Raw genomic sequence first — 25,485 nt, forward strand, 5'->3', positions numbered from 1 at the left:
CCCGGCGCGGGACCCACTCCGCCCAGCGCGGGCCCCGCCCGTCCCGGCGCCGGTAGGTCCCCGCGGGTGGCGCTGCGGCACCGGCTGGCCGAGCGGGGCATCGACCGGCAGCTGCTGTTGCTCGCGCCGGCGCTGATCGGCGTCCTCGCACTGTTCGTCTACCCGTTCGCGTACGGCATCGGCCTGTCGTTTCAGCCGGCCGAAGGCGGCGTGTTCGGCGCGTACCGGACCTTCTTCACCGACGCCTACGAGCGTGCCACCATCGCCACGACGCTCGGGCTCGCGCTTCCGGCGGCGATCCTGAACGTGGCGGCCTCGGTGCCCATCGCGTACCGGATGAGAGGCCGTTTCCGCGGAAAGCGTCTGCTGACAACGGTTCTGGTGGTGCCGATCACCCTGGGCACGGTGCTGACGGCCGAGGGCCTGCTCAACTATCTGGGCCCGGCCGGCTGGTTCAACCGCACGCTGATGACGATCGGCCTGACCGACGCGCCGGTGCGCCTGACGAACAACTACTGGGGCGTCTTCTTCTCGCTGGTCATCACCGGGTTCCCGTTCGCGTTCCTGCTGATCCTGTCGTACCTGTCCGGCATCGACCCGACGCTGGACCGCGCGGCGGCGACCCTGGGCGCGGGGTGGTGGCAGCGCTTCCGCCGGATCACCCTGCCGCTGCTGGCGCCCGGCCTGGCCACGACGTTCTGCCTGACGTTCGTGCTGGCGTTCAGCGTCTTCCCGTCGGCCGTGCTCGTGGGTGATCCGGCCGGCACGACGCGGGTCATCTCGATCGCCGCCTACCACGCCGCGTACGAGGTGTACGACTATCCGCTCGGCAGCGCCATCGCCGTGATCATGGGCCTGGTCGAGCTGGCGGTGGTCGCCGTCGTGCTCGGCCTGCGTTCCCTGCTCTACACCGGTTCGACGGGAGGCAAAGGATGAGGCTTCGATTCACCGTCGGCGCCTGGCTCGTGTGGGGCGCGGTCATCTTCTTCTTCGTCAACCTGGCCGGCGTCATCTTCTCGGTGGTCGTCAACTCGTTCGGCGAACGCTGGTTCGACACCTGGCTGCCGCAGGGCTGGACAACGCAGTGGTACGCCTCGGCCTGGAACGAGTTCGGCCTCTTCCAGATCCTGATCGTGACCCTCGAGGTGGCACTCCTGGTGGTGGCGATCTCGCTGCTGGTGGGCGTACCCGCCTCGTACGTCCTGGCCCGCCGCTCCTTCCCCGGCCGCCGCCTCGTCTACCTGCTGTTCCTGCTGCCGATCCTGATGCCCCCCATCACATACGGAATTCCCCTGGCCACGGTCCTCTACAAGTACGGCCTGGCCGGCCACCTGGCGGGCGTGGTCCTGGCCAACCTGGTCCCGTCGATCCCGTTCGTCATCCTCACGATGACCCCGTTCATCGAACAGATAGACCCCTCGATCGAACGAGCCGCCCGCATGTGCGGCGCCCGAACCGGCCAGGTGTTCCTGCGCGTCCTGGCCCCGTTACTGGTGCCCGGCATCCTGGCCGCCTCGATCCTGGTCCTGGTCCGCACGGTGGGCATGTTCGAGCTGACCTTCCTGACCGCCGGCCCCGACTCACAGACCTTGGTGGTGGCCCTCTACTACTCGATGTCAGCCGCCGGCATCCGAGCCCAACAGTCCGTTGACGCCATGGCAGTCATCTACACCGCCTCCATGCTGGTCCTGCTGGTCGTCGCCCTGCGCTTCGTCAACCCCACCCAACTGGTAGCCCGAGTCAAAGAGGACCCCGACTAGAACCCTTGGAGCCGCGCTGCCGCCTCGGCTCCAAGCGGCCTGCTCGGACCGCACCGTGGCTCAGCCGCGACCATCGGGTCCCGACGCAGTACCGCCTCAGCCTCATCCGGCCTCCTCGCACGGCGGGCAGGCGCAGCCGGCGGCGGCTCCTCCGGGTGATCGGCGGCTATCGCCGGTGACGCGTTACCGGTCGGTAGTCCCGATGTGGCAAGGTCGTCGCGGTGGAACGACTGATCGACGTGGGTGACGGATCACTGTGGACCGGGGACACCGGGGGTGATCTGCCGCCGGTGGTGTTCCTGCATCCCGGGGTCGGTGACGCGCGGATCTGGGATCCCGTCTGGGAGCGGCTCGGCGGCCGGCACCGGCTGATCCGTTACGACGTCAGGGGTTTCGGCCGCTCGGCGCCGCCGGCCGGGCGGTTCTCGCGGCTGGACGACCTGCGCCGGCTGCTCGACCGGCTCGACGTCGGGCCGGCGCTCTTCGCCGGCTGCAGCATGGGCGGCGGGACCGCGCTCGACCTCGCCCTCGCCGAGCCCGGCCGGGTTCGCGGGCTGGTGCTGGCCTGTCCCGGCATTTCCGGCGCCCCGCCCGCTCACGAACCGGGCGCCGAGCCGGACAGCCCCGACCCGGACGTCTTCGTCGAACAGGGCGTCGCCCGGTGGGCGAGATCCGGTCGCGACCCGCTGGTCGTCGATCTGCTGCGGTCGGCGGTCCGGTTCTGGCTCAACTGGGGCGAGGCCTACCTCGCCGACGACGGCGACGCGTGGTCCCGGCTCGAGGAGGTGGCCACGCCCAGCGTGCTGCTGCTCGGTGAGCTCGAACGCCCGTCGTTCGTCCCGGCCTGCGTCGAGGCGGCGCGGCGCATTCCCGGCTGCCGCCTCGTACGTGTGCCCGGCGCCGACCACTTCCTGCCGCTCCGAGCGCCCGAAGCGGTGGCCGAAGCACTGCTGCGGCAAGCGAAGGAGACCCGATGAGCGAACGGCTCGAGGAGACCTATCTCTGGTTCGACTGCACACCGCAGCAATCTCTTCTCGGCATCGACGTGGACGGCCGCCGGGTCTCGTTCGCCGAGCACGTGTTCTACCGCTTTCACGACGACCGCATCGCCGAGGTGTGGTCCTTGATAGACACCGACGGCGTACGGCGTCAATTGGCGCACTGACCTGCCGCCGTCGGCATCGATGACGGAAAATCGGCGTGTGGTTCTTCTGCAGCGCGCCGTTGCCACGGCCGTGGTCGCCGCGACCTTCGCCCGGCGGATGATCCTGGCCGAGGACCGGGCCGAGTTCGTGCGGACGGCGACCGACGAGGGACGCTGATCTGCGATACGGCCTGACGTGGAAGAAACTACGCAGGTCGGCGACCAGCCGGGAATGCTCGAGAGCCTGACGTTCGGCTAGGCAGGGCGCCTCCCCGCGGCTGCTGCGGGCATTGAAAGCGGCCGAACGGCGAGAACCGGTGGAACAGCCGCGGCCCAAGGTCGAAGCCGGCCTGCCGAACGAGTGCTCGAGGCCAACCTTCGCCTGGTGGTCATCGTGGCCGGACGCCACACCGGCCGCGGCCTGGCCTTCCCCGACCTCATCCAGAAGGGCACCCTGGGCCTGATCCGCGCGATCGCCGACCAGGCCCGCGCCTTCCCCTTGCCCGGGCCGGCCACCCGCATGGACCGGGTCCGCGAGATCGAGGCCCAGGTGCCGGCGATGGCCGAGGTTTCCGGACGGGACGCGAAACCGGCGGTTGACTTTGTTTCGTGCCGATGACAGCGTTGTCATCGCTCGTTCCATCGTTGTAAACCGCGGCTAGGAGTGCGCGTGTTCCATCGATCCACCCCGCGACGCGGCCGGGCGGCCGCGACCGTCGCCATCCTCGCGGCCGGCCTCGCGCTGGCCGCCTCGTCCCCGGCCGATGCCCACGGGCACGGCGCCCACGATTCCACCGTGGTCTCCGGGAAGGCGCGCTTCGAAGTGCTCTCCCCGACCCTGATCCGCACCGAGTACGGGACGTTCACCGACGCGTCCACGTTCAACGTGATCGGGCGGGACTCGTTCCGCCCGGTGCGCTTCACCAAACGTACGGAAAAGGGCTGGCTGACCATCGACACCGGCGCCCTGACGCTGCGATACAAGGTCGGGTCCGGCTCCTTCACCGCCGATAACCTGGACATCAAGCTGCGCGCCGGCCGGCAGACCGTGCAGGCCGCGCCGTGGGCCGGCCACTACCCGCCCAGCTGCGAGGCCGGCGTCCTCTGCGAGGCCGAGGCGCTTGACGTGCGCGGGCCGGGCGTGGCCACCGACCACCGTGACTACACCGGCAAGGGCTTCACGGCCGGTTACACCGGCACCGGCGACGCCATCGTCTTCACCACCGCCGCCACCGGCAGCCTGCAGCTGGCCGTGCGCTACGCGAACAGCACCGGCGGCGACGGCCAGAACGTCACCCGTACGCTGACCGTCGCGGTCGACGGGACGAACCGGGCGCTCAGCCTGCCGCCGACCGCCAACTGGGACACCTGGGGCGTGGCGACCGTACCGCTCGACCTCGCCTCCGGCACCCACCAGATCAGCGTCGTCAAGGGCGCCAACGACACCGGCAACGTCAACATCGACAGCCTGGCGCTGATCCGCCCCGGTGACGCCTACCCGGCGCCGGCGCCGGCCGCGCCGCAGCCGTGCCCGTTCGGCACGGTGTGCGAGGCCGATCAGGGCACTCTTTCCGGCGGCGCCCGCACCGCCTCCGACCACAACGGATACGCCGGTGAGGGCTTCCTGGCCGGTCTCGAGAACACCAGCTCCTCGGCCGCGCTGACCGTGACCGGCGTGCCGGCCAAGGGCACCTACCGGGTGCAGGTCCGCTACGCCAACGGCAAGGCCGGCGCCCAGCCGATCCAGACCCGCACGATGACCGTCAACGGCACCACGGTGACGCTGCCGGCCACGTCGAGCTGGGACTACTGGCGTACGGTCGAAGCGCCCGTGACCTTGGACAAGGGCACCAACACGGTGACGCTGGCCTGCCCCACCGCCGCCAGCTGCAACGTCAACGTGGACACGGTCGCCCTGGTCCGGGCCGGCACCCCGCTGCTCGCCCCGCACGCCGCGCTCGGCGGTTACCGCCGCGGTCTCGACGGCGTCAACGGCGCCGCGCTGACCGAGCCCGGCCTGCTCTACCAGGACGGCTGGTCGCTGCTCGACGACTCCGCGTCGGCGCTGTACAACACCCGGACCGGCAAGGTCACGCCGCGTTCGGGACAGGCGCAGGACGGGTACGTCTTCGCGTACGGCCAGGACTACACCCGCGGCCTGAACGAGCTGTCGAAGCTGACCGGCCCCACGAAGCTGCTGCCGAAGTGGGCGTACGGCGTCTGGTACTCCGAGTACTACGACCGTACGGCGTCCGAGTTCCAGGACATCGTCAAGCGGTTCGAGTCGGAGAACGTGCCGCTGGACGTCCTGATCGTCGACACCGACTTCAAGGCGCCGGACCGGTGGAACGGCTGGAACTTCGACACCTCCCGCTTCCCCGACTACAAGGCGTTCCAGTCCTGGCTGACGAAGCGGGGCATCCGGACCAGCCTGAACATCCACCCGAGCATCCTCGGCTCGGACCCGAAGTTCGCCCAGGCCCAGGCCACCGCCAAGGGCAAGCTGAAGAAGACCGGCTGCAACGGCGGCGCCGACTGCTACACGTTCGACTTCGGCGACCCCGACCAGCTCAAGGCGTACTTCGACCTGCACTCGTCGCTGGCCGACCCGGACTTCTGGTGGCTGGACTGGTGCTGTGACGCCTCGACGTCCACGCAGGCCGGCGTGACCGGCGACGCCTGGATCAACCAGCAGTACGCGGCCCGCGACGGCTTCGCGTTCTCCCGGGCGTACGGGTCGCTGCAGGCCGGCGGCTACGGCAACCCGACGGCGGTGCCGACCGGCCCGTGGGCCGACAAGCGCACCACCCTGCACTTCACCGGTGACACGGTCTCCACCTGGGAGACGTTGCAGGCGCAGGTCGGCTACACGCCGGGCGAGTCGGCCGCGACCGGCCTGGCCGCGGTCAGCCACGACATCGGCGGCCACACCGGCGGCCTGTCGACCGAGAAGGGCGCCGAGCCGGACAGCACGAAGCTCCCGGACGACCTCTACGCCCGCTGGGTGCAGCTCGGCACGTTCCAGCCGATCGACCGCCTGCACTCCAACCACAGCGACCGCCTGCCCTGGCAGTACGGCCCGGCCGCCAGCGCCTCGGCCAAGAAGTTCCTCCAGCTGCGGGAGAAACTGCTGCCTTACACGTACGCGGCGGCCAAGGAGGCCACCCGGACGGGCACCCCGATCGTCCGCCCGATGTACCTGGCCTACCCGGGTCAGCAGGAGGCGTACGCGACGGCCGGCTCGCAGTACCTCTACGGCGACGACTTCCTGGTCGCCCCGGTCACCACCCCCGGCGACACCGCGACCACCACGGTCTGGTTCCCGCCGGGCCACAACTGGAAGGACTACTTCACCGGCAAGGTCTACCAGGGCGGCACCACCGCTCAGGTGACGTCGACCATGGCCACGATGCCGGTCTTCGTCCGCTCCTGACCGCACCGCTCCCCGCGCGCCCCCGGCCTCCGTCAGGCCGGGGGCGCGCGCCCGTCATGATGGAGCGATGCGCCTGGTCTCCCTGCTCCCGTCGGCCACCGAGATCGTCTACGCCCTGGGCCTGGGCGACGACCTGGTCGGGGTGACCTTCGAATGCGACGAACCGGCGTCGGCCCGTGCCGAGAAGACGGTGGTGGTCGGCGGCCGCGACACGCGCGGCCTGACGCCGGCCGAGATCGACGATTACGTACGGACCCGCATGGCGAACGGCGAGGACCTGTACACGCTGCACGCGGGCGCGCTGGCCGCCCTCGACCCCGAGCTGATCCTGACCCAGGACCTCTGCCGGGTCTGCGCGCTCCCGTCCGGGCACGTCAACGACGCGCTCGACCATCTGGGCTGCCGCGCCGAGGTGCTGTCGCTCGACCCGTACACCTTGAACCAGGTCCTGGAGACGTTCCTCGAGGTGGGGATGGCCGCGGGGGTGCCCGAGCGGGCCGAGGCGCTGGTCGCGGGCCTTCGCCACCGCCTGGCCGCCGTCGCCGGGGCGGTCGCGGGCCGTACCCGCCCGAGGGTGGCCGTGGTCGAGTGGGTCGACCCGCCGTTCACTGCCGGCCACTGGGTGCCCGACCTGGTCAGCGCGGCCGGCGGCGTCCCGGTCGCGGCGCGCGGTGGGCAGCGCTCGATCGAGACGACGTACGCCGACCTGGCCGCCCCCGACCCGCGAATGGTCCTGGTGACCCCGTGCGGCTTCCACCTGGACGGCGCCGCCGCCCAGGCCGCCGCGGTGGTCCCCCACTTCCCGGGCGCCCAGGTCTGGGCCCTCGACGGCGACAGCCTGATCGTCCGGCCCGGCCCGCGCCTGATCGACGGCGTCGAGACGATCGCGGCCATCCTGCACCCGGCCGCGTTCCCCCAGGGGCCTAGCCCGAGATCCGCTCGACGTCTTTCTTGAGGGCCTCGGCCTCCTGCTCGGTGACGTCCTTCAGGGCCTCGGCGATCTTGTCGAGCGGCACCCCGGCCCGGGTCAGCGCTTCCACCCACCGCTCGTGAACCGACTTGTCGGCGACATTCGACATGCCCCCAGCCTCTCAGCTGACCCGCCCCCGCCACCGCCTAACCGGGGAAAACCGGCGGTCAGTGGGCCAAGGCGGGGTGGCGGGCCGGTGCGGGGTCGGTCGCCCAGCGGGAGCGGGCGGCCTCGCGGACCCGCATGGCGCGGTAGAGCCAGCGGATGTCCAGGCCGAACGACCAGGCCGGGGTGGCGACCGCGAGGGCGAGCACGGCCACCGTCACCGGCACCGGGAGGAACCCGGCCATCGCCACGACGAGGCCGACGCCCTGGACGACCGCGGGGATCTTGCGGGAGAACCGCGGCGGCAGCGGGGCGTTGAGCCACGGCCACGCCCAGGACGCCGCGACGAACACGTAGCGGAAGGCGCCGATCGCCACCCACCACCAGCCGTAGTGGTCGCCGGCGTAGACGCTGAGCACCAGGACCAGGAACGAGTCGACCTCCATGTCGAACCGCGCCCCGAGCGCCGTCGCCGTGTTGGTGCGGCGGGCCACCTGCCCGTCCACGCCGTCCAGGGCCAGCGCCACCGCCGCGATGGTGACCAGCACCGCCGTGTTGACCGGATCGGTGAACGAGGTCACCACCATCGCGGTCACGCCGCCGGCCAGGATCGCGCGACTGAGCGTGACCGCGTTCGCCGCGCCGAGCCGCGTCATTCCGGCCCGGCCGAGCCCGGCGCCGAGCAGACCGCAGAGCACCAGGCCGTACGCCGCCCCGGCGACCAGCCCGCCCGCGGTGAGGCTGAGGGTGCTGCCCAGCAGAGCCAGCAGGGAAAGCTGGGCGGCGAGACCGAGCACCGGCCCGCGCGAGGGGCCGGTCACTGCTTCGGCGGTACTGAGGGTCACCGTGGCTCCTCCGGTTCACAAGATCGGCCGCCGCGTATGGTTGCCGTCGTCAGCGCTTTACACGAGCGGAACCGGCGAACGGTTCAGCCTGCTGAAGGGAACCTCCCATGTCGGGTGACGCCGAGGCGTTCTGGCTCGCCGAGGCCGGCCGGGGTGAAATCCGCCCGGAGAGGGTCCGCGAGCCGGGTCCGGACGAGGTTCTGGTGCGCACCCTCCACAGCGGCGTGAGCAGGGGAACCGAGACGCTGGTGTTCACCGGCCGGGTGCCCGAGAGCCAGTGGCCGGCGATGCGCGCGCCGTTCCAGGAGGGCGACTTCCCGGCCCCTGTGAAGTACGGCTACCTCAACGTCGGCGTCGTCGAGAAGGGCCCGGAAGATCTTCTCGGCCGTACGGTCTTCAGCCTCTTCCCGCATCAGACCCGCTTCGTGGTGCCCGTGTCGTCGGTCACCGTGGTCCCGGCCGAGGTTCCGGCGCACCGCGCCGTGCTGGCCGGCACCGTCGAGACGGCCGTCAACGCCCTGTGGGACGCGGCCCCGCTGATCGGCGATCGGGTGGCCGTGGTCGGCGCCGGCATGGTCGGTGGTTCGGCGGCGGCGATTCTCGCGCGCTTTCCCGGGGTACGGATCCAGCTCGTGGACATCGATCCGGCCCGTGCCGGCCTCGCCGCGCGGCTGGGCGTGCCCTTCGCGCGTCCGGACGAGGCCCTGGGCGACTGCGACCTGGTGATCCACGCGAGTGCCACGCCGGCCGGCTTGAAACGTTCTCTGGAGCTGCTGGCCTACGAGGGCACCGTCGTCGAGCTGAGCTGGTACGGCGACAAGCAGGTCGACGTGCCCCTGGGCGAGTTCTTCCACTCGAAGCGCCTGACCGTACGCGGCAGCCAGGTGGGCGGCATCCGGCCGGATCACCGCCGCTCGTACGCCGACCGGCTGGCCCTCTCGCTCGATCTGCTGCGCGATGACCGGTTCGAGGCGCTGATCAGCGGCCGGTCCCCGTTCGGGGACCTGCCCGAGATCATGCCGCGGCTGGCCGACGGTAGCCTTCCGGCACTCTGCCACGTGATCGACTACAACTGAGGAGGAGCTGATCTTGTTCAGCGTCACCGTCCGCGACCACATCATGATCGCCCACAGCTTCTCGGGTGAGGTCTTCGGACCGGCTCAGAAGCTGCACGGCGCGACCTTCGTGGTGGACGCCACGTTCCGCCGGCCCGAGCTGGACGACGACAACATCGTCGTCGACATCGGCCGGGCGAGCGAGGAACTGCACGCGATCTGCGGCGGCCTCAGCTACCAGAACCTCGACGACGACCCGGCCTTCAAGGGCGTCAACACGTCGACCGAGTTCCTGGCCAAGGTGATCGCCGACCGCCTGGCCGACAAGGCCGCCGCCGGCGACCTGGGTCCCGGCGCGGCCGGGCTGACCGGCATCTCGGTCACCCTGCACGAGTCGCACATCGCATGGGCCTCGTACGAGCGCGATCTGTGAGCTCATCACCACTCTGGGCGGTGCTGCCGGGCGGGATCGACGACCCGGCGGCACCGAGCGGCGGCAACCGCTACGACCGGCAGGTCCTCTGCCGCCTGCACCGGGACGTCCACGAGCTCGCGATCGGCGGCACGTGGCCGTCGCCGAGCCCCGCCTCCCGGCGCGCCCTGCAGTGGGCGCTGGCCGACATCCCCGACGGCTCCCTGGTGCTCGTCGACGGCCTGGTCGGCTGCGGCGTGCCGGAACTGCTGGCGCCGCACGCCCGGCGCCTGCGCCTGGCCGTCCTCGTGCACCTGCCCCTGAGTGACGAGACCGGTCTCGCGCCCGAGCAGGCGGCGGACCTGCGCGCCAAGGAACGCGCCGCCCTGCACCTGGCCACCACGGTGATCGCCACCAGCGAGGCCGCCGCCGCCCACATCACGGCCATGCACGACCTGCCGCACGTGGAGGTCGCCGCGCCCGGGGTCGGCCAGTTCCCGCCCGCGGAGCCGCACCCCGACGGCCACCGCCTGCTCTGCGTCGCCTCGGTCTCCCCCCGCAAGGGCCAGGACCTGCTGGTCGGCGCCCTCGAGAACGACCTGCCCGGCCTGCGCTGGAAGTGCACCTTCGCCGGCGCCCTGGTCAACCCGGTCCCGTACCTGAGCGGCCGCATCCAATTCGTCGGCCCCCTGGCCGGCGCGGACCTCGACGCCGCGTACGCCGACACCGACCTTTTCGTCCTGCCGTCGCGCAACGAGACGTACGGCATGGTGGTCACCGAAGCCCTGGCCCGCGGCATTCCGGTGCTGGCCACCTCCGTCGGCGGCGTCCCCGAGGCCCTGGGCACCACCCCGCTGGGCCTGCCCGGCATGCTCGTGCCCCCCGAGGACCGTCCCGCCCTGGCCGCCGCCCTGCGCGCCTGGCTCACCGACCCGGCCCTGCGCGCCTCCCTGCGCGCGGCCGCCCTCCAGCGCCGGGAGACCCTGCCCACCTGGACCGCCACGGCCGAGCGCGTCACCGACATCCTCGACGGCATGCCACCAGCGTCGCCGTCGCGCACCACCCCGGCCCCGCCCGCCACCCGGGCGCCGGCCTCGTCGATCGAAGGAGAGTCCGCATGACCGGTGAGTTCAGCGAGTCGTGGCTGGGCCTGCGTGAGCCGGCCGACGCCGTCGCCCGCGCGGCCGACCTGGTCGAACGGCTTCCCGAGCCGATCCATGTGATCCGTGACCTCGGCTGCGGCACCGGCTCGCTGGGCCGCTGGCTCGCCCCGCGGCTGCCCACCCCGCAGCACTGGATCCTGGCCGACCGCGACCCCAAGCTGCTGCACTACGCGACCTCGCACCTGCGGCTGCCCGGCGTCACCGTGGAGGGCGCCCTCGGCGATGTGACGGCGCTCACGGCGCAGGACCTGGACGGCACCGATCTGGTGACCTGCTCGGCGCTGCTCGACCTGCTCACCGAGGACGAGATCGACTCACTGGTCGCCGCGTGCGCCGCGACCGGAACGGCCGCGCTGTTCACGCTGTCGGTGGCCGGCGAGGTCACGTTCGAGCCCGCGCGGCCGGAGGACCAGCAGGTCGTGGCCGCGTTCAACGCCCACCAGCGCCGGGTCGAGGGTGGCCGCGCCTTGCTCGGGCCGGACGCGCCGGCGTACGCCGCGAAGGCTTTCGAGAAGGCGGGCGCGACCGTGGTGACCAGGCCGAGCCCGTGGCGGCTCGGACCGGAACACCCGGAGCTGACCGCGGAATGGCTGCGCGGATGGGTCGCCGCCGCCCGCGAACAGGAGCCGAGCCTCGTCCTGGACGACTATCAGGCCGCCCGTCTGGGTGACTTGCCGAGCGTGTCGGTCGGACATGTCGATCTTTTAGCGATCTTCGGCTGAACCCTTTGTGCCCGCCCCGGCGTACTAGGGGAAAGACGGGCTATCGAAGGGGACGGCGAAGTGACGCGATCGATCTGGGTGTGGCTGCGGATCCTGGGAGGAGCCGGAATCCTCGGCTTCCTCCTGTGGCGGCTGGGCACCGGCGCCTTCCTCGACGGCCTGCGGGTGATCGACGGCCCCTTGCTCGCCCTGGCGTTCGGCATCGGCGTGGTGACGACGGTCTTCAGCGCCTGGCGCTGGTGCCTGGTGGCCCGCGGCCTGGGCCTGCGGCTCTCGCTGCGCGGCGCGATCGCCGACTACTACAAGGCCCTGTTCCTGAACGCCGCCCTGCCCGGCGGCGTGCTCGGCGACGTCGACCGGGCGGTCACCCACGGCCGCGATGAGGGCGACGTGGCCAAGAGCGTGCGGGCCGTGGTCCTGGAACGCACGGCCGGCCAGATCGTGGTGATCGCCGTCAGCGTGACGGTGCTGCTCACGGTGCCCTCCCCCGTGCTGACGGTCCTCTCGCGCCACGGCGCCACGGTGGCGGTCGCGGCCGCCGCCCTGGCCACCGTCGGCGTGATCCTGCTGCTCGCCGTCCGCAAGCTGCGCCAGGGCGGCTCACGGGTCGCCGCCGCGGTCCGTACCGGCGCCGCCGAGATCCGCACCGGCCTGCTGGCCCGCCGCAACTGGCCCGGCATCACGCTGGCCTCGACGGTGGTGCTGGTCGGTCACCTGGCGACCTTCGTGGTGGCGGCCCGGGCCGCCGGTTCGACCGCCTCCCTGCTGCGCCTGGCGCCCCTGATGCTGCTGGCCCTGCTGGCCATGGCCCTGCCCCTGAACGTCGGCGGCTGGGGCCCCCGCGAGGCCGTGAGTGCCTGGGCCTTCGGCGCCGCCGGCCTCAGCGCCACCCAGGGCCTGACCGCGGCCGTCGTCTACGGCGTCTTCGCGTTCGTGGCCGCCCTGCCCGGCGCGGCGGTCCTCCTCATCCGGGCCACCGCCGGGTTGCGCACGACCCTCGCCGCACGCCGCGCCGTCCCGGTCTCCCCCACGCCCGCCCTGCCGGTGCCCGTCTCACCCGCGCCCGTTCTCAGCACGCCGGTGTCGGCGCCGGCGCCACTGCCCGTGCTGGTACCCGCGTCCGCGACCGTGCCGGTCTCCGTCGCCCGCTTCGCGGCCCCGATCGCGCCGGAGATGCTGCTCGGCCGCGATCTCGCCCGCACCGGCGCCTGAGAGGCGGCCCTCCTTGGCCTGGCCCTTACGCCGCGGCCCGTGGCCCCGCCCGGGCCGCGGGCCGAACGCAACCCCAGCCGCCGCACAGCCGCACGCAACCCCAGCCTCCACACAGCAGCACGCAACCCCAGCCGCCGCACCGCAGCACGCAACCCCAGCCGCCACACAGCAGCACGCAACCCCAGCCGCCGCACAGCCGTACGCGGCGCACCGGCTCAGGGCCTCGGAGCGGGCCGATCCGCCGCTGCCCTACCCGGGGAGCTGGTCAGGCTGGCTGGAAGCGGTCGGACAGGGCGTAGCGCAGCAGCACTACGTCACCGATCTGGCGGACCTCCGCCAGCGTGGCGCGACGCCCCGGTCCCCAGGGGAAGTCGCCGTCGGTGACGAAGCGCGGCGCCCGCGAGTCACCCACGAAGAACGGGGCGACCACGAGCTGCAACTCGTCGGCCAGGCCCGCCGTGAGGAACTGGGTGTGCATCCGCCCGCCGCCCTCGACCATCAACCGGCGCACGCCGCGGGCGGTCAGGTCGGCCGCGACCAGGCGCAGGTCGACCGGCTCGCCGCCGTCGACGACGGTGGCGACGTCGCCGAGCTTGGCCCGGGCCGATTCGACCGAGGGCGTAGCACAGTAGACGATTTTGTCCACGTCGCCCGCGGTGAAGAACTGGGCGCCGGGGTCGATCGCGCAGCTGCTGGTCACGGTGACCTTGACCGGGTTGGCCGCCTCGCCCCGGGCGACCCGGGCCGCCCGCCGCTCGGCCGAGCGGACCAGCAGCCGCGGATCGTCCTGCCGGATCGTCGCCGCGCCGACGAGAATCGCGTCGCAACCGGCACGAACCTCATCGACACGGTCGAAATCGGCCTCGTTGGACAGCAGAAGCCGCTCCTGCGCCGCGTCATCGAGGTACCCGTCGATGGACATGCCGCAGCTCAGCAACGTGTAAGGACGCTCAACCACCGATGACGCCTCCCGTCGAGCGACCACCGTCACCCTGGCCGAACAGTTGCGTCCAAGATAATCCGGGACACGATTACTGGCACGTTCGCAATCTGTTGCGGTGCGGTGACTCCGGCGGCGGGTATAGCGATCAACGGGGAACCAACGAGGAGGACCGATGATAGAAGCCACGGTGCGGCAGCAGGTGACCGTTCCGCTGCGGTTCGGGGACGGGTACGCGACGCCGGCCCGGGTGATGACCTTCGACGGCCTCGTCGACGGCAAGGAGCACCTGGCCCTGGGCCTCGGTGACTGGCAGCGGGCTCTGAAGAAGTCCGCCGCCGGCGGCCGCGCCCCGCTGGTGCGGCCGCACAGCGAGTGCCTGACCGGTGATGTGTTCGGCAGCCAGCGCTGCGACTGCGGCCCGCAGCTGCGCGAGGCGGTGGAGCGGATCGCCGAGCAGGGTGGCCTCCTGCTCTACCTGCGCCAGGAGGGCCGCGGCATCGGCCTGTACGCCAAACTGGACGCCTACGCGCTGCAGGACGCCGGCCTGGACACGTACGAGGCGAACGTCGCCCTGGGCCGCGGCGAGGACGAGCGCGACTACGCGCCGGCCGCGCAGATGCTGCTGGCGCTCGGCGCCGACCGGATCCGCCTGCTGAGCAACAATCCCGATAAAGCCGTACAACTCGAGAAAAACGGGATCGACGTGACTCAACGGATCCCGACCGGGGTCCACATGTCCCCGACCAACGTGCGATACCTGGCGACCAAGGCGTCGCACACGGCTCACACGATCGAACTACCCCTGGCCGAGTAACCGACGCCCGGGGTCATCCGGCACCATGAGGGGATGGCGGACGACCCCGAGCTCATCCTCACCGCGGTCGACCAGGTGCCGTTCATCCTGGTCGTGTGCGAAGGCCCCGATCTGCGGGTGCTCCTGTTGAGCGGGGCCACACGCGCCGTCCTGCCCGGCCGCGACTACCACGGCCGTCCGATCCGCGAGGTGATCAGCGACCTGGTCGGCCAGCAGATCGTCGACGCGTACTACGAGGTCCACCGGACCGGCCAACCCTTCGACGGCCGGGAGTGGCGGGTCCATCTGGACATGCCGGACGGATCGGTCCATGAGATGTTCGCCGACTTCACGATCACGCCGTGGACCGTGGACGGCGAGCGGCGCGGGGTGATCGGCATCGGCACCGACGTCACCGAGGCGGTGCACCAGCGCCAGGCCGTGGCCGCCGACACCGAGCGCCTGCGCCGCCGGTACGAGGAGAGCCGCGAGGTCATCACGGCGCTCCAGCGGGAACTGCTCCCGGCCGGGCTTCCCGTGTTGCCCGGCGCCCAGATCGCCGCGAGTTACCTGCTGGCCGACGTCGACTCGGCGGCCGGCGGCGACTGGTTCGACGCGATCGTGCGGCCCGACGGCCGCCTCGCGCTGATCGTCGGGGACGTGGTCGGTCACGGCGTGACCGCCTCGGGCGTGATGGGCCAGCTCCGCGCGGTCCTGCAGGACCGCCTCTGCTCGGGCGCCTCGGTGACCGAGGCGATCGGCGCGGTCGATCGGTTCGCCGCCCGCGTGCCGGCGGCCCACGCGGCGACGGTCGCCCTGGTCGTGCTCGACACCGTCTCGGGCGCGGTCGAGTACTGCACGGCGGGTCACCCGGCCCCGCTCGTCGTCGGCGGTACGGGCCGTACGCGGTATCTGCCCCTCACCGGGGGCGCCCCCCCTGGGCACGGGCGGTTCCTTCCCCGTCGGCCAAGCCCTCCTGCAGGACGGGGACCTGCTCCTTCTCTACAGCGACGGCATTCTCGAGCGGCCGGGCCGCGATCACGTGTCGAGCGCCGCCGAGCTGGCCCAGTTCGTCGCGGACAGCGCGGCCGGACGGGCGTTGCGCGACCCGGGGGCCACCCCGGCCGAGCGGGTGTGCACGCAGACCGTCGAGCTTCTGGTGCGCGCGACGGGCCACGGCGATGACATCACGCTGCTCGCTGTGCAGCGCGTGACCCCCGTACCGGACCTGGCTCTTGATCTGCCGGCCGAGCCGGCGGTGTTGCGGGGTGCGCGCCATGAGCTGGGTGCGTGGCTGACGAAGGCGGGGGCCACGGAGCAGGATGTTTTCGTGCTTCAGCACGCTCTCGGGGAATTGATGACCAACGCGGTGGAGCACGCGGCCGCCGGGGAAGGTTCGACGGTGACGGTGACGGCCTCGCTGACGGCCTCGGGCGCGATCGAGGCGGCCGTGACGGACCGGGGCACGTGGCGGGCGCCGTCGCGGCAGGAGAACCGCGGGCGGGGACTGGCTCTGACCTCTCAGCTGGTCGAGAGCCTGACGGTGACGCACGGCACAGACGGCACGGTCGCGCGGATCCGGCAACCACTGACGCGACCGGCCCGGCTTCTGGACATGCGCGATCCTCCGGCGCCGCCGGAGGCGCCGGCCGCCGTGGAGTTCCGCATCGTCGAGCAGGAGGGTGACGACGAAGCACACGTACGGGTGGAAGGACCGCTGGACGCCACATCGGCGTCGCTCGCTCAGCGCGAGCTGTTGCGGCGCAGCCGGGGTGGAACTGTGCCTCTCAGTGTGGAGTTGTCAACGGTGACGCATTTGTCCAGCGCGGGGGTGTCCGCGCTGCACCACGTCGCGGCTCAGCACACGGCTCAAGGAGCGCCGCTGAGCCTCATCGCGTCGCCGGGATCGCCGGCGCAGACGATTCTGGCACTCGTCGCGCTGCTGCCCTCGAGTTATCCACAGTAAAAAGTTATCCACAGGGCCCGGGCAACTTGTCGGTCCACCTCTCTAATATCGCTTCGTGACTTCGCCACCGACTCCCGCCTACGACGTCCTCAATCGCGTCTTCGGCTACCCCGACTTCCGTGGGCAGCAACGCGAGATCATCGAGCATGTCGTCGACGGCGGCGACGCGCTGGTGCTCATGCCCACCGGCGGCGGCAAGTCGCTGTGCTACCAGATCCCCGCGCTGGTCCGCCCGGGCACCGGCGTGGTCATCTCGCCCCTGATCGCCCTCATGCAGGACCAGGTCGACGCGCTGCGCACCCTGGGCGTGCGGGCCGGCTTCCTCAACTCCGCGCAGGACTACGACGAGCGCCGGCTGGTCGAGGCCGAGTTCGTCAACGGCGAGCTCGACCTTCTTTATGTGGCGCCCGAGGGGCTGGGCGTCGCGGCGACCCAGCGGCTGCTCGACCGCGGCAAGATCTCACTGTTCGCGATCGACGAGGCACACTGCGTCTCCCAATGGGGTCACGACTTCCGCCCCGACTACCTGGGCCTGTCGATGCTGCACGAGCGCTGGCCCGACGTGCCGCGGATCGCGCTGACGGCGACGGCGACCAGCGCCACCCGCGAGGAGATCGCGACCCGCCTGCGCCTCGACGACGCCCGCCACTTCACGGCGAGCTTCGACCGCCCCAACATCCAGTACCGGATCGTGCCGAAGAACGAGCCGCGCAAGCAGTTGCTCGACCTGCTGCGCACGGAACACCCCGGCGACTCCGGCATCGTCTACTGCCTGTCCCGCGCGTCGGTGGAGAAGGTCGCCGAGTTCCTCAACCAGAACGGCGTCACCGCGCTGCCCTACCACGCGGGCCTCGACAACCGGGTCCGCGCGGCCAACCAGTCCCGCTTCCTGCGCGAGGACGGCCTGGTCATGGTGGCGACGATCGCCTTCGGCATGGGCATCGACAAGCCTGACGTACGGTTCGTGGCCCACCTCGATCTGCCGAAATCGGTGGAGGGTTACTACCAGGAGACGGGCCGGGCCGGCCGGGACGGCCAGCCGTCCACGGCCTGGCTGGCGTACGGGCTGCAGGACGTGGTCCAGCAGCGCAAGATGATCGAGGGCTCGGACGGGGACGTCAACTTCCGCCGGAACGCCTCGAAGCACCTCGACGCCATGCTCGCCCTCTGCGAGACCGTCTCGTGCCGGCGGTCCGAGCTGTTGGCGTACTTCGGGCAGGACCAGTCCGCCGACAACTGCGGCAATTGCGACACCTGTCTGGCGCCGCCGGAGTCGTGGGACGCCACCGTGGCCGCGCAGAAACTGCTCTCCACGGTGCTGCGCCTGCAGCGCGAGCGGGGGCAGAAATTCGGCGCCGGGCAGTCCATCGACATTCTGGTCGGCAAGCAGACCGACAAGATCAAGCAGTTCCGGCACGACCAGCTCTCGGTCTTCGGCATCGGCACCGAGCTGCGCGAGACGGAGTGGCGCGGGGTGGTCCGCAAGCTCCTGGCCGCGGGCCATCTGGCGGTCGAGGGTGAGTACGGCACGTTGGTGCTCACCGACAGCAGTGCCGACGTCCTGCGCGGCCAGGCGAAGGTCGCGATGCGCCGCGAGGTCGCGCCGGTCAAGACCCGGGCCCCGAAACAGCGCGCGGCCGCCGCGGCGCCCGCGGCCGACCTCTCCCCCGCCGCCGCCTCGGTCTTCGAGCGGCTGCGCACGTGGCGCGGGGCCACGGCCAAGGAGCAGGGCATGCCGGCGTACGTCATCTTCCACGACGCCACGCTGCGCGCGATCGCCGCGCTCAACCCGGCGACCCTGGCCGAGCTCGGCACGGTCAGCGGTGTCGGCCAGAGCAAGCTGGCCAAGTTCGGCCAGCAGGTCCTGGACACCCTGCACGGCGCCGGCGCCCCCGCCGGCTCCCCGGAGCCCGCCGCGCCACCGGCCGCCCGCATCGCCTCGCGCTTCGGCGACGCCCCCGAGCCCGCGACACCGACAGCACCCAGGTCGGCGACAGCACCCAACCGCGCCGCGGCACCCGAGAGCGCGGCACCCGAGCGCGCGGCGGCGGTGGCGGGTCGCGGCGCGCCGGATGAGGCCTACCCGTTCGACTTCAGTGAGGAGCCGCCGGACGAATTCGACTACGATTTCGAGCCGCCGCCGCCGGACTACCGCTGACGCGAGCGAGCGAGCGGTCGGGCGGGCAGGCAGGACGAACAAAGGGCTGAGGGCTACCGGGTGGTGACGTTGACCATCCAGTGGATGCCGTATCTGTCCTTCAGCTGGCCGAACGTGTCGCCCCACATCTGCTTCTCGAAGGGGACCTCGATCTCGGCGCCCTCGGCCAGTTGGGGCCAGATCTCCTCCAGGCCCTCGCCGGCGTCGCCGGACAGGCTGCAGACGATGGTGTTTCCGGGGGTTGTCGTGGTGCCGGGTGGGGCGTCGGCGCCCATGATGGTGTAGCCCTGGGGGGTCTCCAGGCGGCCGTGCATGATGCGGTCGGCGGAGGTGGGGTCGGGGGCGCCGAACTCGCCGTACGTGTTGACCGTCAAGTCGCCGCCGAAGACCGAGCGGTAGAAATCGAGGGCCTCGCGGGCCGTGCCGTCGAAGCTCAGGTAAGGGTTGAGCCGGGATGCCATCGCGGACTCCTTGGGCGATGAAGGCTTCTCCCGGCCGAGGGTAGACCCCGGGCCCGGCGACGTTCAGCCGCGCGGGTGAGGTCTACCCGGTCGTGGACGGGTCAGCGGTGGTCCGAACCCGCCGACTCGACCGCGGCCCGGCCCGCCTCCAGGCGGGCGATCGGTACGCGGAACGGGGAACACGACACGTAGTCCAGGCCCACCTCGTGGAAGAAGTGCACCGACTCCGGGTCGCCGCCGTGCTCGCCGCAGACGCCCAGCTTCAAGCCGGGGCGTGTGGCGCGGCCCTCGTCGGCCGCGATGCGCACGAGGCGCCCCACGCCGTCGCGGTCGATCGACTCGAACGGGGAGATGCCGAAGATGCCCAGCTCCAGGTAGCGCCAGAAGAACGCGCCCTCCACGTCGTCGCGGGAGAAACCCCAGCCCATCTGGGTCAGGTCGTTGGTGCCGAACGAGAAGAACTCGGCCGCCTCGGCGATCTGGCCGGCCGTCAGCGCCGCCCGCGGCACCTCGATCATCGTTCCGATCAGGACCTGGACGCCTGAGGAGCCGACCACCTCGGCGATGATCTTCTCGGCTTCGGTGCGGACCGTCTCCAGTTCCTGGACCGCGCCGACCAGCGGGACCATGATCTCGGGGCGGGGGCGGCCGCCCTCGGCCGCCAGTTGCACCGCCGCCTCGGCGATCGCCCGCACCTGCATCGCGAACAGGCCGGGAATCACCAGGCCGAGGCGGACGCCGCGCAGGCCCAACATCGGGTTCTGCTCGTGCATGCGCCGCACCGCGGCCAGCATCCGCTCGTCGTGCTCGGCCTCCTCGCCGCGCTCCTTCGCCACCGCCACCTGCACCGCCAAGTCCTCCAAGGACGGCAGGAACTCGTGCAGCGGCGGGTCGATCAGCCGGACCGTCACCGGCAGGCCGTTCATCTCGCGGAAGATCTGCAGGAAGTCGGCCCGCTGCAACGGCTGCAGGGCCGACAGCGCGTCGTTGCGCTCCGCCTCAGTGCGGGCCAGGATCAGCCGCTCCACCAGCGGGCGCCGGTCGCCCAGGAACATGTGCTCGGTGCGGCACAGGCCGATCCCCCGCGCCCCGAAGCGGCGCGCCCGGGCCGCGTCGGCGCCCGTGTCGGCGTTCGTCCGCACCGCCAGCCGGGCCGCCGAGTCGGCGTGGGTCATCAGCAGGTGCACCGCCGAGACCAGCGGCTCGTTGGCCAGCGCCGGATCCAGGTCGCCCTCGAAGTACTGCACCACCTCCGACGGCTGCACCGGCACCGCGCCCAGGTAGACCCGGCCCGTCGTACCGTCGATCGACACCGTGTCGCCCTCGTGCACGACCTGGCCGTTCACCGTGAACTGGTCGCGGCCCACCTCCATCTCGTCGGCGCCGCACACGCACGTCTTGCCCATGCCGCGGGCCACCACCGCCGCGTGCGACGTCTTGCCGCCGCGGGCCGTGAGGATGCCCTGCGCCGCGATCATGCCGGGCAGGTCGTCGGGGTTCGTCTCCCGGCGTACGAGGATGACCGATCTGCCCTCGGCCGCGGCCGCCACCGCATGGGCGGAGGTGAACACGACCTCGCCCGCCGCCGCGCCCGGGGAGGCGCCGACGCCCCGCGTGATCGGGGAGGGATCCGAGGAGAGGTCGAACCGGGGGAACATCAGCTGGGCCAGCTGGGCCCCACTGACGCGGGTGAGCGCCTCGTCGAGGGAGATCATGCCCTCGTCGACGAGCTGGGCCGCGATCGTGAACGCGGCCGCCGCCGTCCGTTTGCCCACCCGGGTCTGCAACATCCACAGCTTGCCGCGCTCGATCGTGAACTCGATGTCGCACAGATCGTGGTAGTGGCCCTCGAGCTGGGCCATGATGCGGAGCAGTTCGTCGTACGACTTCTTGTCGATCTTCTCGAGGTCCTGCAACGGCACCGTGTTGCGAATGCCGGCCACCACGTCCTCGCCCTGCGCGTTCTGCAGGTAGTCGCCGTAGATGCCGCTCTCGCCCGTCGCCGGGTCGCGGGTGAATGCGACGCCCGTGCCGGAATCGGCGCCGAGATTACCGAAGACCATCGCCACGACATTGACGGCCGTGCCCAGGTCGGCCGGAATCCGCTCCTGCCGCCGGTAGAGCACGGCGCGGTCCGCGTTCCACGACCGGAACACGGCCGCGATGGCCAGATCCATCTGCTCGCGGGGGTTCTGCGGGAATTCGTGGCCGGTGTGTTTGGCGAAGACTTTCTTGTACGCGGTGACGAGTTCCTTGAGATCGTCGGCGTCGAGCTGAACGTCGTCCTTCACGCCTTTGCGGACCTTCGCCTCGTGCAGCGCGTCCTCGAATTCGGCGCCGGGAACGTCGCACACCGTCTTGCCGAACATCTGGATGAGGCGCCGGTAGGAGTCCCAGGCGAAGCGGTCGTTGCCGCCGGCCTGCCGCGACAGTCCCGCCACCGACTCGTCGTTGAGCCCGACGTTGAGGACGGTCTCCATCATGCCGGGCATGGAGAACTTGGCCCCGGAACGCACCGACACCAGCAGCGGATCAGCGGGGTCGCCCAGCGAACGGCCCATCTCGCGTTCCAGGGCGGCCAGATGATCATCGATCTCCTCGGCCAGGCCCTCCACGTGCGAGCCGTCGGACAGATAGCGCTGGCACGCCGATGTGGTGATCGTGAAGCCGGCCGGGACCGGGAGGCCGAGGTTCGTCATCTCCGCGAGATTGGCGCCCTTACCGCCCAGCAGATCCTTGAGATCCTTGTTTCCCTCGGCGAAGTCGTAGACGAACTTCTCCATCGCCAGTCACCTCCGGTTTCGATTCCGCGGCCGAACTGGTTTCTGCCCCGAGATTCGTAAGGCTATGCAGAGATCCGCCTAATAGTTAACTGTCCCGTGGGGTATTGCACAGGCCACCATCACCTCCTGTTCGGTAAGCGCTTTCTCCGCGCAGTTCCGCGCAGCGACCCCGGCGAGTAGCGTGGCCACGGTGGAAAACCTGCGGCGGCGATGCGAGTCGCGCCTGCGTGGGATCCGCGTGCCCGATCCGTTCGATCTGGACACGTTCTGCGCCGAGGTGGCCCAGCGGCGCGGCCGTCCGCTGATCCGCCGGCCGGTGCCCGGTCTCAGCGCGGACGCGCCCTGCGGCCTGTGGATCGGCACCACCGAGGCCGATCACGTCTTCTACGATCCCGGCACGTCGCCGTTGCACGCCGAACACATCGTGCTGCACGAATTGGCCCATATCCTCAGTGGGCACTCGGGCGCGGGCGCCGGAAGCGAGAGAGCGCGCCTGTTCCCCGATCTCGACCCGGCGACCGTCGGCCGGGTGCTGGGCCGGGCCGCGTACTCCGACACCCAGGAACGTGAGGCCGAGATGATGGCGTCGCTGATCCGGGGCCGGTCACCGCGGCCGCCGCGCACGACGCCGGGCCGGCTCGCCGAGGCACTGGGCCTGGAGTGATCCTCTCGGCGATCCTGCTGGCCCTGCTCTGGGGCATGGCGATCGTCCGCTTTCCCACCCTGTTTCGCGACACCCGCCAGCGCGCCCTCTGGGCCTCACTCGCCGCGGTGACGCTCGGCAAGACGTTCGCGTTTCCACCGATCCTCGCCGGGACCGGGGCACCCGCTCTGCCCCATCTGTGCGGCGTGCTGGCCGCGTTCTTCCTGCTGCGCTTCGTCGCCCTGGTCACCGGGCGCGGCGACAACCGTCAGCAGACGGCGCTGGCCATCGGGGTTCTGGCCGCGCTGATCATCATCGCCGCCACCGGCACGGCGCCCGCCCCGCGCGTTCCCACCCGGCATTTCGCCTACTGGGTGATCCTGGAGGGCTACCTGGCTTACGTGCTGGTCAACGCGACCACTCTGTTCTGGTCGACGAGCCGCCAGGTCGGCCCGGGCCTCCCCCGCTTCGCCCTGCGCATGATGGCGGTCGGCACGGCGATGATCACCGTGTTCGCCGTCTTCCGCGTCAGCGCGCTGCTCGCCGAGGACCTGCGGACCGTCGAGCCGATCGCCGAGCAGATTCAGACCGTCGCGGTGCTGCTCACCGTCACCGGCGGCATGCTCGCCGCCAGTCCGCGGGCCCGGAGCGCGCTCACCGCGTACCGCAATCTCCTGGTTTTGCGGCCTTTGTGGAAGGCCATGCGGGACACCTTCCCCGAGATCATCCTCTTCACGCCGCGCCGCGCGATCGTCGAGCTCGCCGGCGTCGACGACATCCACCTGCGCCTTTACCGACGCGTCATCGAGATCAGGGACGGCATGCTGGCCCTGCGCCCCTACCTCGAGCGCCCCGAGCCCGGAGCGGACGAAACGGCAAATTCAGAGGCCGATGCCATCGTACGGGCTCTGGAGCGCCGAAAAGCCGGTGAACCCCCTTCGAAGAGCTCGGCGGAGGCCGCGTGGGCGCCGGTCGGCTCGACCCTGGCCGACGAGGTCGCGTGGCTGAGCGCGGTCAGCCGGGCCTATCGCCGGTCCGGCGTTCGGACTCCCACACCTTCCGGATCAGCTCGCTGATCGTGTCCCGCCCGCGCGGCGACACGTCGGCCGCCCGCAGCGCGATCTCGGTGACCCCCGCGTCGCGGAGGGTCCGCAGCAGCGCCAGCTGACCGTCGACGCGGGCCGCCTGCTCATCGTCCAGGAAGTACGCCACCGGCACCCCGAAATAGGTGGCCAGGGCGGTCAGATGCTGGATCGTGGGGTTGCCGCGGCGCCCGGTGCGCAGCTGCCAGATGTACGTGTGGGAGATCGACACACCCTGATCGGACCGGATCGTCTCGGCCACGGCCATGTAGCTCGGCTCGCCCTGCCCGGCCGGCCGGACCGAGCGGAACAGGCGATCGAGCTTCTCCGCGATGGGGAAGGCGCCCACCACGCCCTCCTCCCCGATGCCCGGCGCACGATGAGGTGCCCACCATACAGCGAACGGCGTCCATGAGCAGGGACCGGCGGGACCGGTCCATGCACATCCCCCGATGCAGGACGCCATAAACTGTGGTTGATGAGCCCGCACGAGCGTAAGCCAGCCGGACGGGGCGCTCAACCCCTTTATGTCGCACCCGCTCGGTAGGCTTCGTCGCATATCGATGCGCCGAGAGGGGCCCGCCGTGACGACAGTTGTCGAGAGTCCGGAAGTCTTCACCCTGCTCACGGAGCTCACCACCATGGTCGGGCGGGAGGATCCCTATCCCCGGTACGCCCGGCTGCGGGAGATCTCGCCGATGGTCCGGGCCGGCGACAACGCGCTGGTCGTGACCCGGCACGCCGACTGCGCGGCGGTGGCCCGCGACCCCAAGCTGGGCCACATGCCGGCGCACATGCTGGCCTTCGTCGGCTTCCCCGACTGGGCCGAACATCCCGCCCTCCAGCAGTTCTTCACCAGCATGATCGCGCAGAACCCGCCGGACCACACCCGGCTGCGCCGGCTCGTCAGCTCACGTTTCACCGCACGCCGCGTGCGGGAGCTGCGCCCGGCGATCGAGCGGATGGTGGGCGAGCTTCTGGACGACCTGCGGGGCGCGGGCGAGGCCGATTTCGTGTCGGCGTTCGCGTTTCCGCTGCCGGCCAACGTGATCGGTGAGCTGCTCGGCGTCCCGAAAGAGGACCGCGCCCAGTTCCAGACTCTGGTGCGTGACTGGTCGCAGGTGCTCGACATCATCACGCCGGAGATTCTGGAGAAGGCCGACCCCGCGGCCAAGGTCATGCGCGATTATCTGACCGCCCTGGCCGCCGAGCGCCGGAAGGCCCCGCAGGACGACCTGCTCAGCGCTCTGGTCAGCGCCGAGGAGGAGGGTGACCGCCTCACCGAGGACGAGTTGCTGACGATGGCCGCGCTGCTGTTCGCGGCCGGTTTCGAGACGACCACCAACCTGCTGGCCAACGGCCTGGTCGCGCTGCTGGACAACCCGGATCAGGTGCCGGCGCTGCACGAGGACCCGGAGGCCGCGGTCGAGGAGCTGCTGCGCTTCGACTCGCCGGTGCAGTTGCTGGGCCGGGTGGCGTGGGACGCCACCACGATCGCGGGCGTGCCCATCGAGCCCGGTGACCGTCTCGTCGCCTACCTGGGTGGCGGCAACCGTGATCCGGAGCGGTTCGCCGACCCCGACCGGCTCGATCTGCGCCGCGGGGACAACGCGCCGCTCTCGTTCGGCGGCGGCATCCACTACTGCCTGGGCGCACCGCTGGCGAGGCTGGAGGCTCAGGTGGCTTTCCCCGAGGTGATGCGCCGACTGCCGAAACTGGCACGCGCCGAGGGCGCCGAGCGGCGGAACAGCCTGACCCTGCGCGGTTACACCCGCCTGCCGGTCACCACATGACCTGGACAAATAAGGGCGCCGCTGTGAATTCCACGGGGGAAG

The 25,485-nt window shown here is 71.3% G+C and carries 22 protein-coding genes and 4 pseudogenes; 20 read left to right on the top strand and 6 right to left on the bottom strand.

Annotated elements, in window-relative coordinates:
* The first annotated feature begins 66 nt into the window (after positions 1–66).
* The 7 genes and pseudogenes from AB0C26_RS33185 to AB0C26_RS33215 all read left to right on the top strand — a co-directional run bounded on the left by AB0C26_RS33185 (position 67) and on the right by AB0C26_RS33215 (position 7,292).
* Positions 67–936 carry a sugar ABC transporter permease gene (locus AB0C26_RS33185; RefSeq protein WP_360255633.1) on the top strand — a complete coding sequence of 290 codons (870 nt, stop codon included), beginning with the start codon at positions 67–69 and terminating at the stop codon, positions 934–936.
* On the top strand, positions 933–1,760 hold the full coding sequence (locus tag AB0C26_RS33190; protein WP_360255635.1) for an ABC transporter permease: 828 nt from the start codon (positions 933–935) through the stop codon (positions 1,758–1,760). The genes AB0C26_RS33185 and AB0C26_RS33190 overlap by 4 nt, the downstream gene beginning before the upstream one ends.
* A gap of 221 nt (positions 1,761–1,981) precedes the next feature.
* Positions 1,982–2,737: an alpha/beta hydrolase gene (locus AB0C26_RS33195; RefSeq protein ID WP_360255637.1), complete on the top strand. Its 756-nt coding sequence runs from the start codon at positions 1,982–1,984 to the stop codon at positions 2,735–2,737.
* Entirely contained in the window at positions 2,734–2,925 is a 192-nt protein-coding gene (locus tag AB0C26_RS33200; protein ID WP_360255639.1) for an ester cyclase, read from the top strand. Before AB0C26_RS33195 ends, AB0C26_RS33200 begins: the two co-directional genes overlap by 4 nt.
* Before the next feature lie 307 nt (positions 2,926–3,232).
* Positions 3,233–3,523: pseudogene (locus AB0C26_RS33205) on the top strand (sigma factor); the annotation flags it as partial.
* Positions 3,524–3,574: 51 nt separating this feature from the next.
* On the top strand, positions 3,575–6,337 hold the full coding sequence (locus AB0C26_RS33210) for a TIM-barrel domain-containing protein (protein ID WP_360255641.1): 2,763 nt from the start codon (positions 3,575–3,577) through the stop codon (positions 6,335–6,337).
* A gap of 67 nt (positions 6,338–6,404) precedes the next feature.
* Positions 6,405–7,292, top strand: coding sequence for an ABC transporter substrate-binding protein (locus AB0C26_RS33215; protein WP_360255643.1), 888 nt, complete (start codon positions 6,405–6,407; stop codon positions 7,290–7,292).
* Here AB0C26_RS33215 and AB0C26_RS33220 read toward each other — a convergent pair.
* Both AB0C26_RS33220 and AB0C26_RS33225 read right to left on the bottom strand, forming a co-directional pair.
* Positions 7,261–7,416 (bottom strand): hypothetical protein, encoded by a 156-nt coding sequence (locus AB0C26_RS33220; RefSeq protein ID WP_360255645.1) that lies wholly within the window; start codon positions 7,414–7,416, stop codon positions 7,261–7,263. The two genes, AB0C26_RS33215 and AB0C26_RS33220, sit on opposite strands and share 32 nt — an antisense overlap.
* A gap of 58 nt (positions 7,417–7,474) precedes the next feature.
* Entirely contained in the window at positions 7,475–8,257 is a 783-nt protein-coding gene (locus AB0C26_RS33225; RefSeq protein ID WP_360255647.1) for a CDP-alcohol phosphatidyltransferase family protein, read from the bottom strand.
* A gap of 107 nt (positions 8,258–8,364) precedes the next feature.
* On the opposite strand from AB0C26_RS33225, the gene AB0C26_RS33230 reads away from it, so the two are divergent.
* From AB0C26_RS33230 to AB0C26_RS33250, 5 genes and pseudogenes are all read left to right on the top strand, one after another.
* The gene (locus AB0C26_RS33230) at positions 8,365–9,333 is read left to right on the top strand and encodes a zinc-binding alcohol dehydrogenase (protein WP_360255649.1); all 969 of its coding nucleotides are present in this window, start codon (positions 8,365–8,367) and stop codon (positions 9,331–9,333) included.
* Between the two features lie 13 nt (positions 9,334–9,346).
* Positions 9,347–9,745 carry a 6-carboxytetrahydropterin synthase gene (locus AB0C26_RS33235; protein ID WP_360255651.1) on the top strand — a complete coding sequence of 133 codons (399 nt, stop codon included), beginning with the start codon at positions 9,347–9,349 and terminating at the stop codon, positions 9,743–9,745.
* Complete coding sequence (locus AB0C26_RS33240; protein ID WP_360255653.1) at positions 9,742–10,845, top strand: glycosyltransferase family 4 protein; 1,104 nt, start codon at positions 9,742–9,744, stop codon at positions 10,843–10,845. Before AB0C26_RS33235 ends, AB0C26_RS33240 begins: the two co-directional genes overlap by 4 nt.
* On the top strand, positions 10,842–11,609 hold the full coding sequence (locus tag AB0C26_RS33245) for a class I SAM-dependent methyltransferase (RefSeq protein ID WP_360255655.1): 768 nt from the start codon (positions 10,842–10,844) through the stop codon (positions 11,607–11,609). Before AB0C26_RS33240 ends, AB0C26_RS33245 begins: the two co-directional genes overlap by 4 nt.
* A gap of 60 nt (positions 11,610–11,669) precedes the next feature.
* Positions 11,670–12,581, top strand: a pseudogene (locus AB0C26_RS33250) (lysylphosphatidylglycerol synthase transmembrane domain-containing protein); the annotation flags it as partial.
* Between the two features lie 505 nt (positions 12,582–13,086).
* On the opposite strand, the gene AB0C26_RS33255 reads toward AB0C26_RS33250, so the two are convergent.
* Positions 13,087–13,779 (bottom strand): dihydrofolate reductase family protein, encoded by a 693-nt coding sequence (locus AB0C26_RS33255; protein WP_360255657.1) that lies wholly within the window; start codon positions 13,777–13,779, stop codon positions 13,087–13,089.
* Between the two features lie 157 nt (positions 13,780–13,936).
* Between AB0C26_RS33255 and ribA the strand changes: the two genes are divergently transcribed.
* From ribA to recQ, 5 genes and pseudogenes are all read left to right on the top strand, one after another.
* Entirely contained in the window at positions 13,937–14,578 is a 642-nt protein-coding gene (gene ribA / locus AB0C26_RS33260) for a GTP cyclohydrolase II (RefSeq protein ID WP_360255659.1), read from the top strand.
* Between the two features lie 33 nt (positions 14,579–14,611).
* Positions 14,612–15,415, top strand: a pseudogene (locus tag AB0C26_RS33265) (SpoIIE family protein phosphatase); the annotation flags it as partial.
* A gap of 118 nt (positions 15,416–15,533) precedes the next feature.
* Positions 15,534–15,707: pseudogene (locus tag AB0C26_RS33270) on the top strand (hypothetical protein); the annotation flags it as partial.
* Positions 15,708–15,758: 51 nt separating this feature from the next.
* A complete protein-coding gene (locus AB0C26_RS33275; protein ID WP_360255661.1) occupies positions 15,759–16,523 on the top strand; it encodes an ATP-binding protein in 765 nt (254 codons plus the stop codon).
* A gap of 55 nt (positions 16,524–16,578) precedes the next feature.
* Positions 16,579–18,681 carry a DNA helicase RecQ gene (gene recQ, locus AB0C26_RS33280; RefSeq protein ID WP_360255663.1) on the top strand — a complete coding sequence of 701 codons (2,103 nt, stop codon included), beginning with the start codon at positions 16,579–16,581 and terminating at the stop codon, positions 18,679–18,681.
* Between the two features lie 53 nt (positions 18,682–18,734).
* Here recQ and AB0C26_RS33285 read toward each other — a convergent pair whose 3' ends face one another.
* On the bottom strand, positions 18,735–19,142 hold the full coding sequence (locus tag AB0C26_RS33285) for a VOC family protein (protein ID WP_360255665.1): 408 nt from the start codon (positions 19,140–19,142) through the stop codon (positions 18,735–18,737).
* 101 nt (positions 19,143–19,243) lie between these two features.
* Positions 19,244–21,925: a pyruvate, phosphate dikinase gene (gene ppdK, locus AB0C26_RS33290; RefSeq protein ID WP_360255667.1), complete on the bottom strand. Its 2,682-nt coding sequence runs from the start codon at positions 21,923–21,925 to the stop codon at positions 19,244–19,246.
* Positions 21,926–22,115: 190 nt separating this feature from the next.
* Between ppdK and AB0C26_RS33295 the strand changes: the two genes are divergently transcribed.
* Together AB0C26_RS33295 and AB0C26_RS33300 are read left to right on the top strand one after the other, a co-directional pair.
* Positions 22,116–22,589 carry a hypothetical protein gene (locus tag AB0C26_RS33295; RefSeq protein WP_360255669.1) on the top strand — a complete coding sequence of 158 codons (474 nt, stop codon included), beginning with the start codon at positions 22,116–22,118 and terminating at the stop codon, positions 22,587–22,589.
* A complete protein-coding gene (locus tag AB0C26_RS33300; RefSeq protein WP_360255671.1) occupies positions 22,586–23,644 on the top strand; it encodes an MAB_1171c family putative transporter in 1,059 nt (352 codons plus the stop codon). The genes AB0C26_RS33295 and AB0C26_RS33300 overlap by 4 nt, the downstream gene beginning before the upstream one ends.
* Here the strand turns inward: AB0C26_RS33300 and AB0C26_RS33305 are convergent.
* Positions 23,583–23,999: a helix-turn-helix domain-containing protein gene (locus AB0C26_RS33305; RefSeq protein WP_360255673.1), complete on the bottom strand. Its 417-nt coding sequence runs from the start codon at positions 23,997–23,999 to the stop codon at positions 23,583–23,585. The genes AB0C26_RS33300 and AB0C26_RS33305 overlap by 62 nt on opposite strands.
* Before the next feature lie 292 nt (positions 24,000–24,291).
* Here AB0C26_RS33305 and AB0C26_RS33310 point away from each other — a divergent pair, with 292 nt between their 5' ends.
* Positions 24,292–25,443 carry a cytochrome P450 gene (locus tag AB0C26_RS33310; RefSeq protein WP_360256091.1) on the top strand — a complete coding sequence of 384 codons (1,152 nt, stop codon included), beginning with the start codon at positions 24,292–24,294 and terminating at the stop codon, positions 25,441–25,443.
* The last annotated feature ends 42 nt before the right edge of the window (positions 25,444–25,485 follow it).

The sequence above is a fragment of the Actinoplanes sp. NPDC048796 genome, assembly GCF_040650035.1.
In the GTDB taxonomy this organism is placed as follows: Bacteria; Actinomycetota; Actinomycetes; order Mycobacteriales; family Micromonosporaceae; genus Actinoplanes.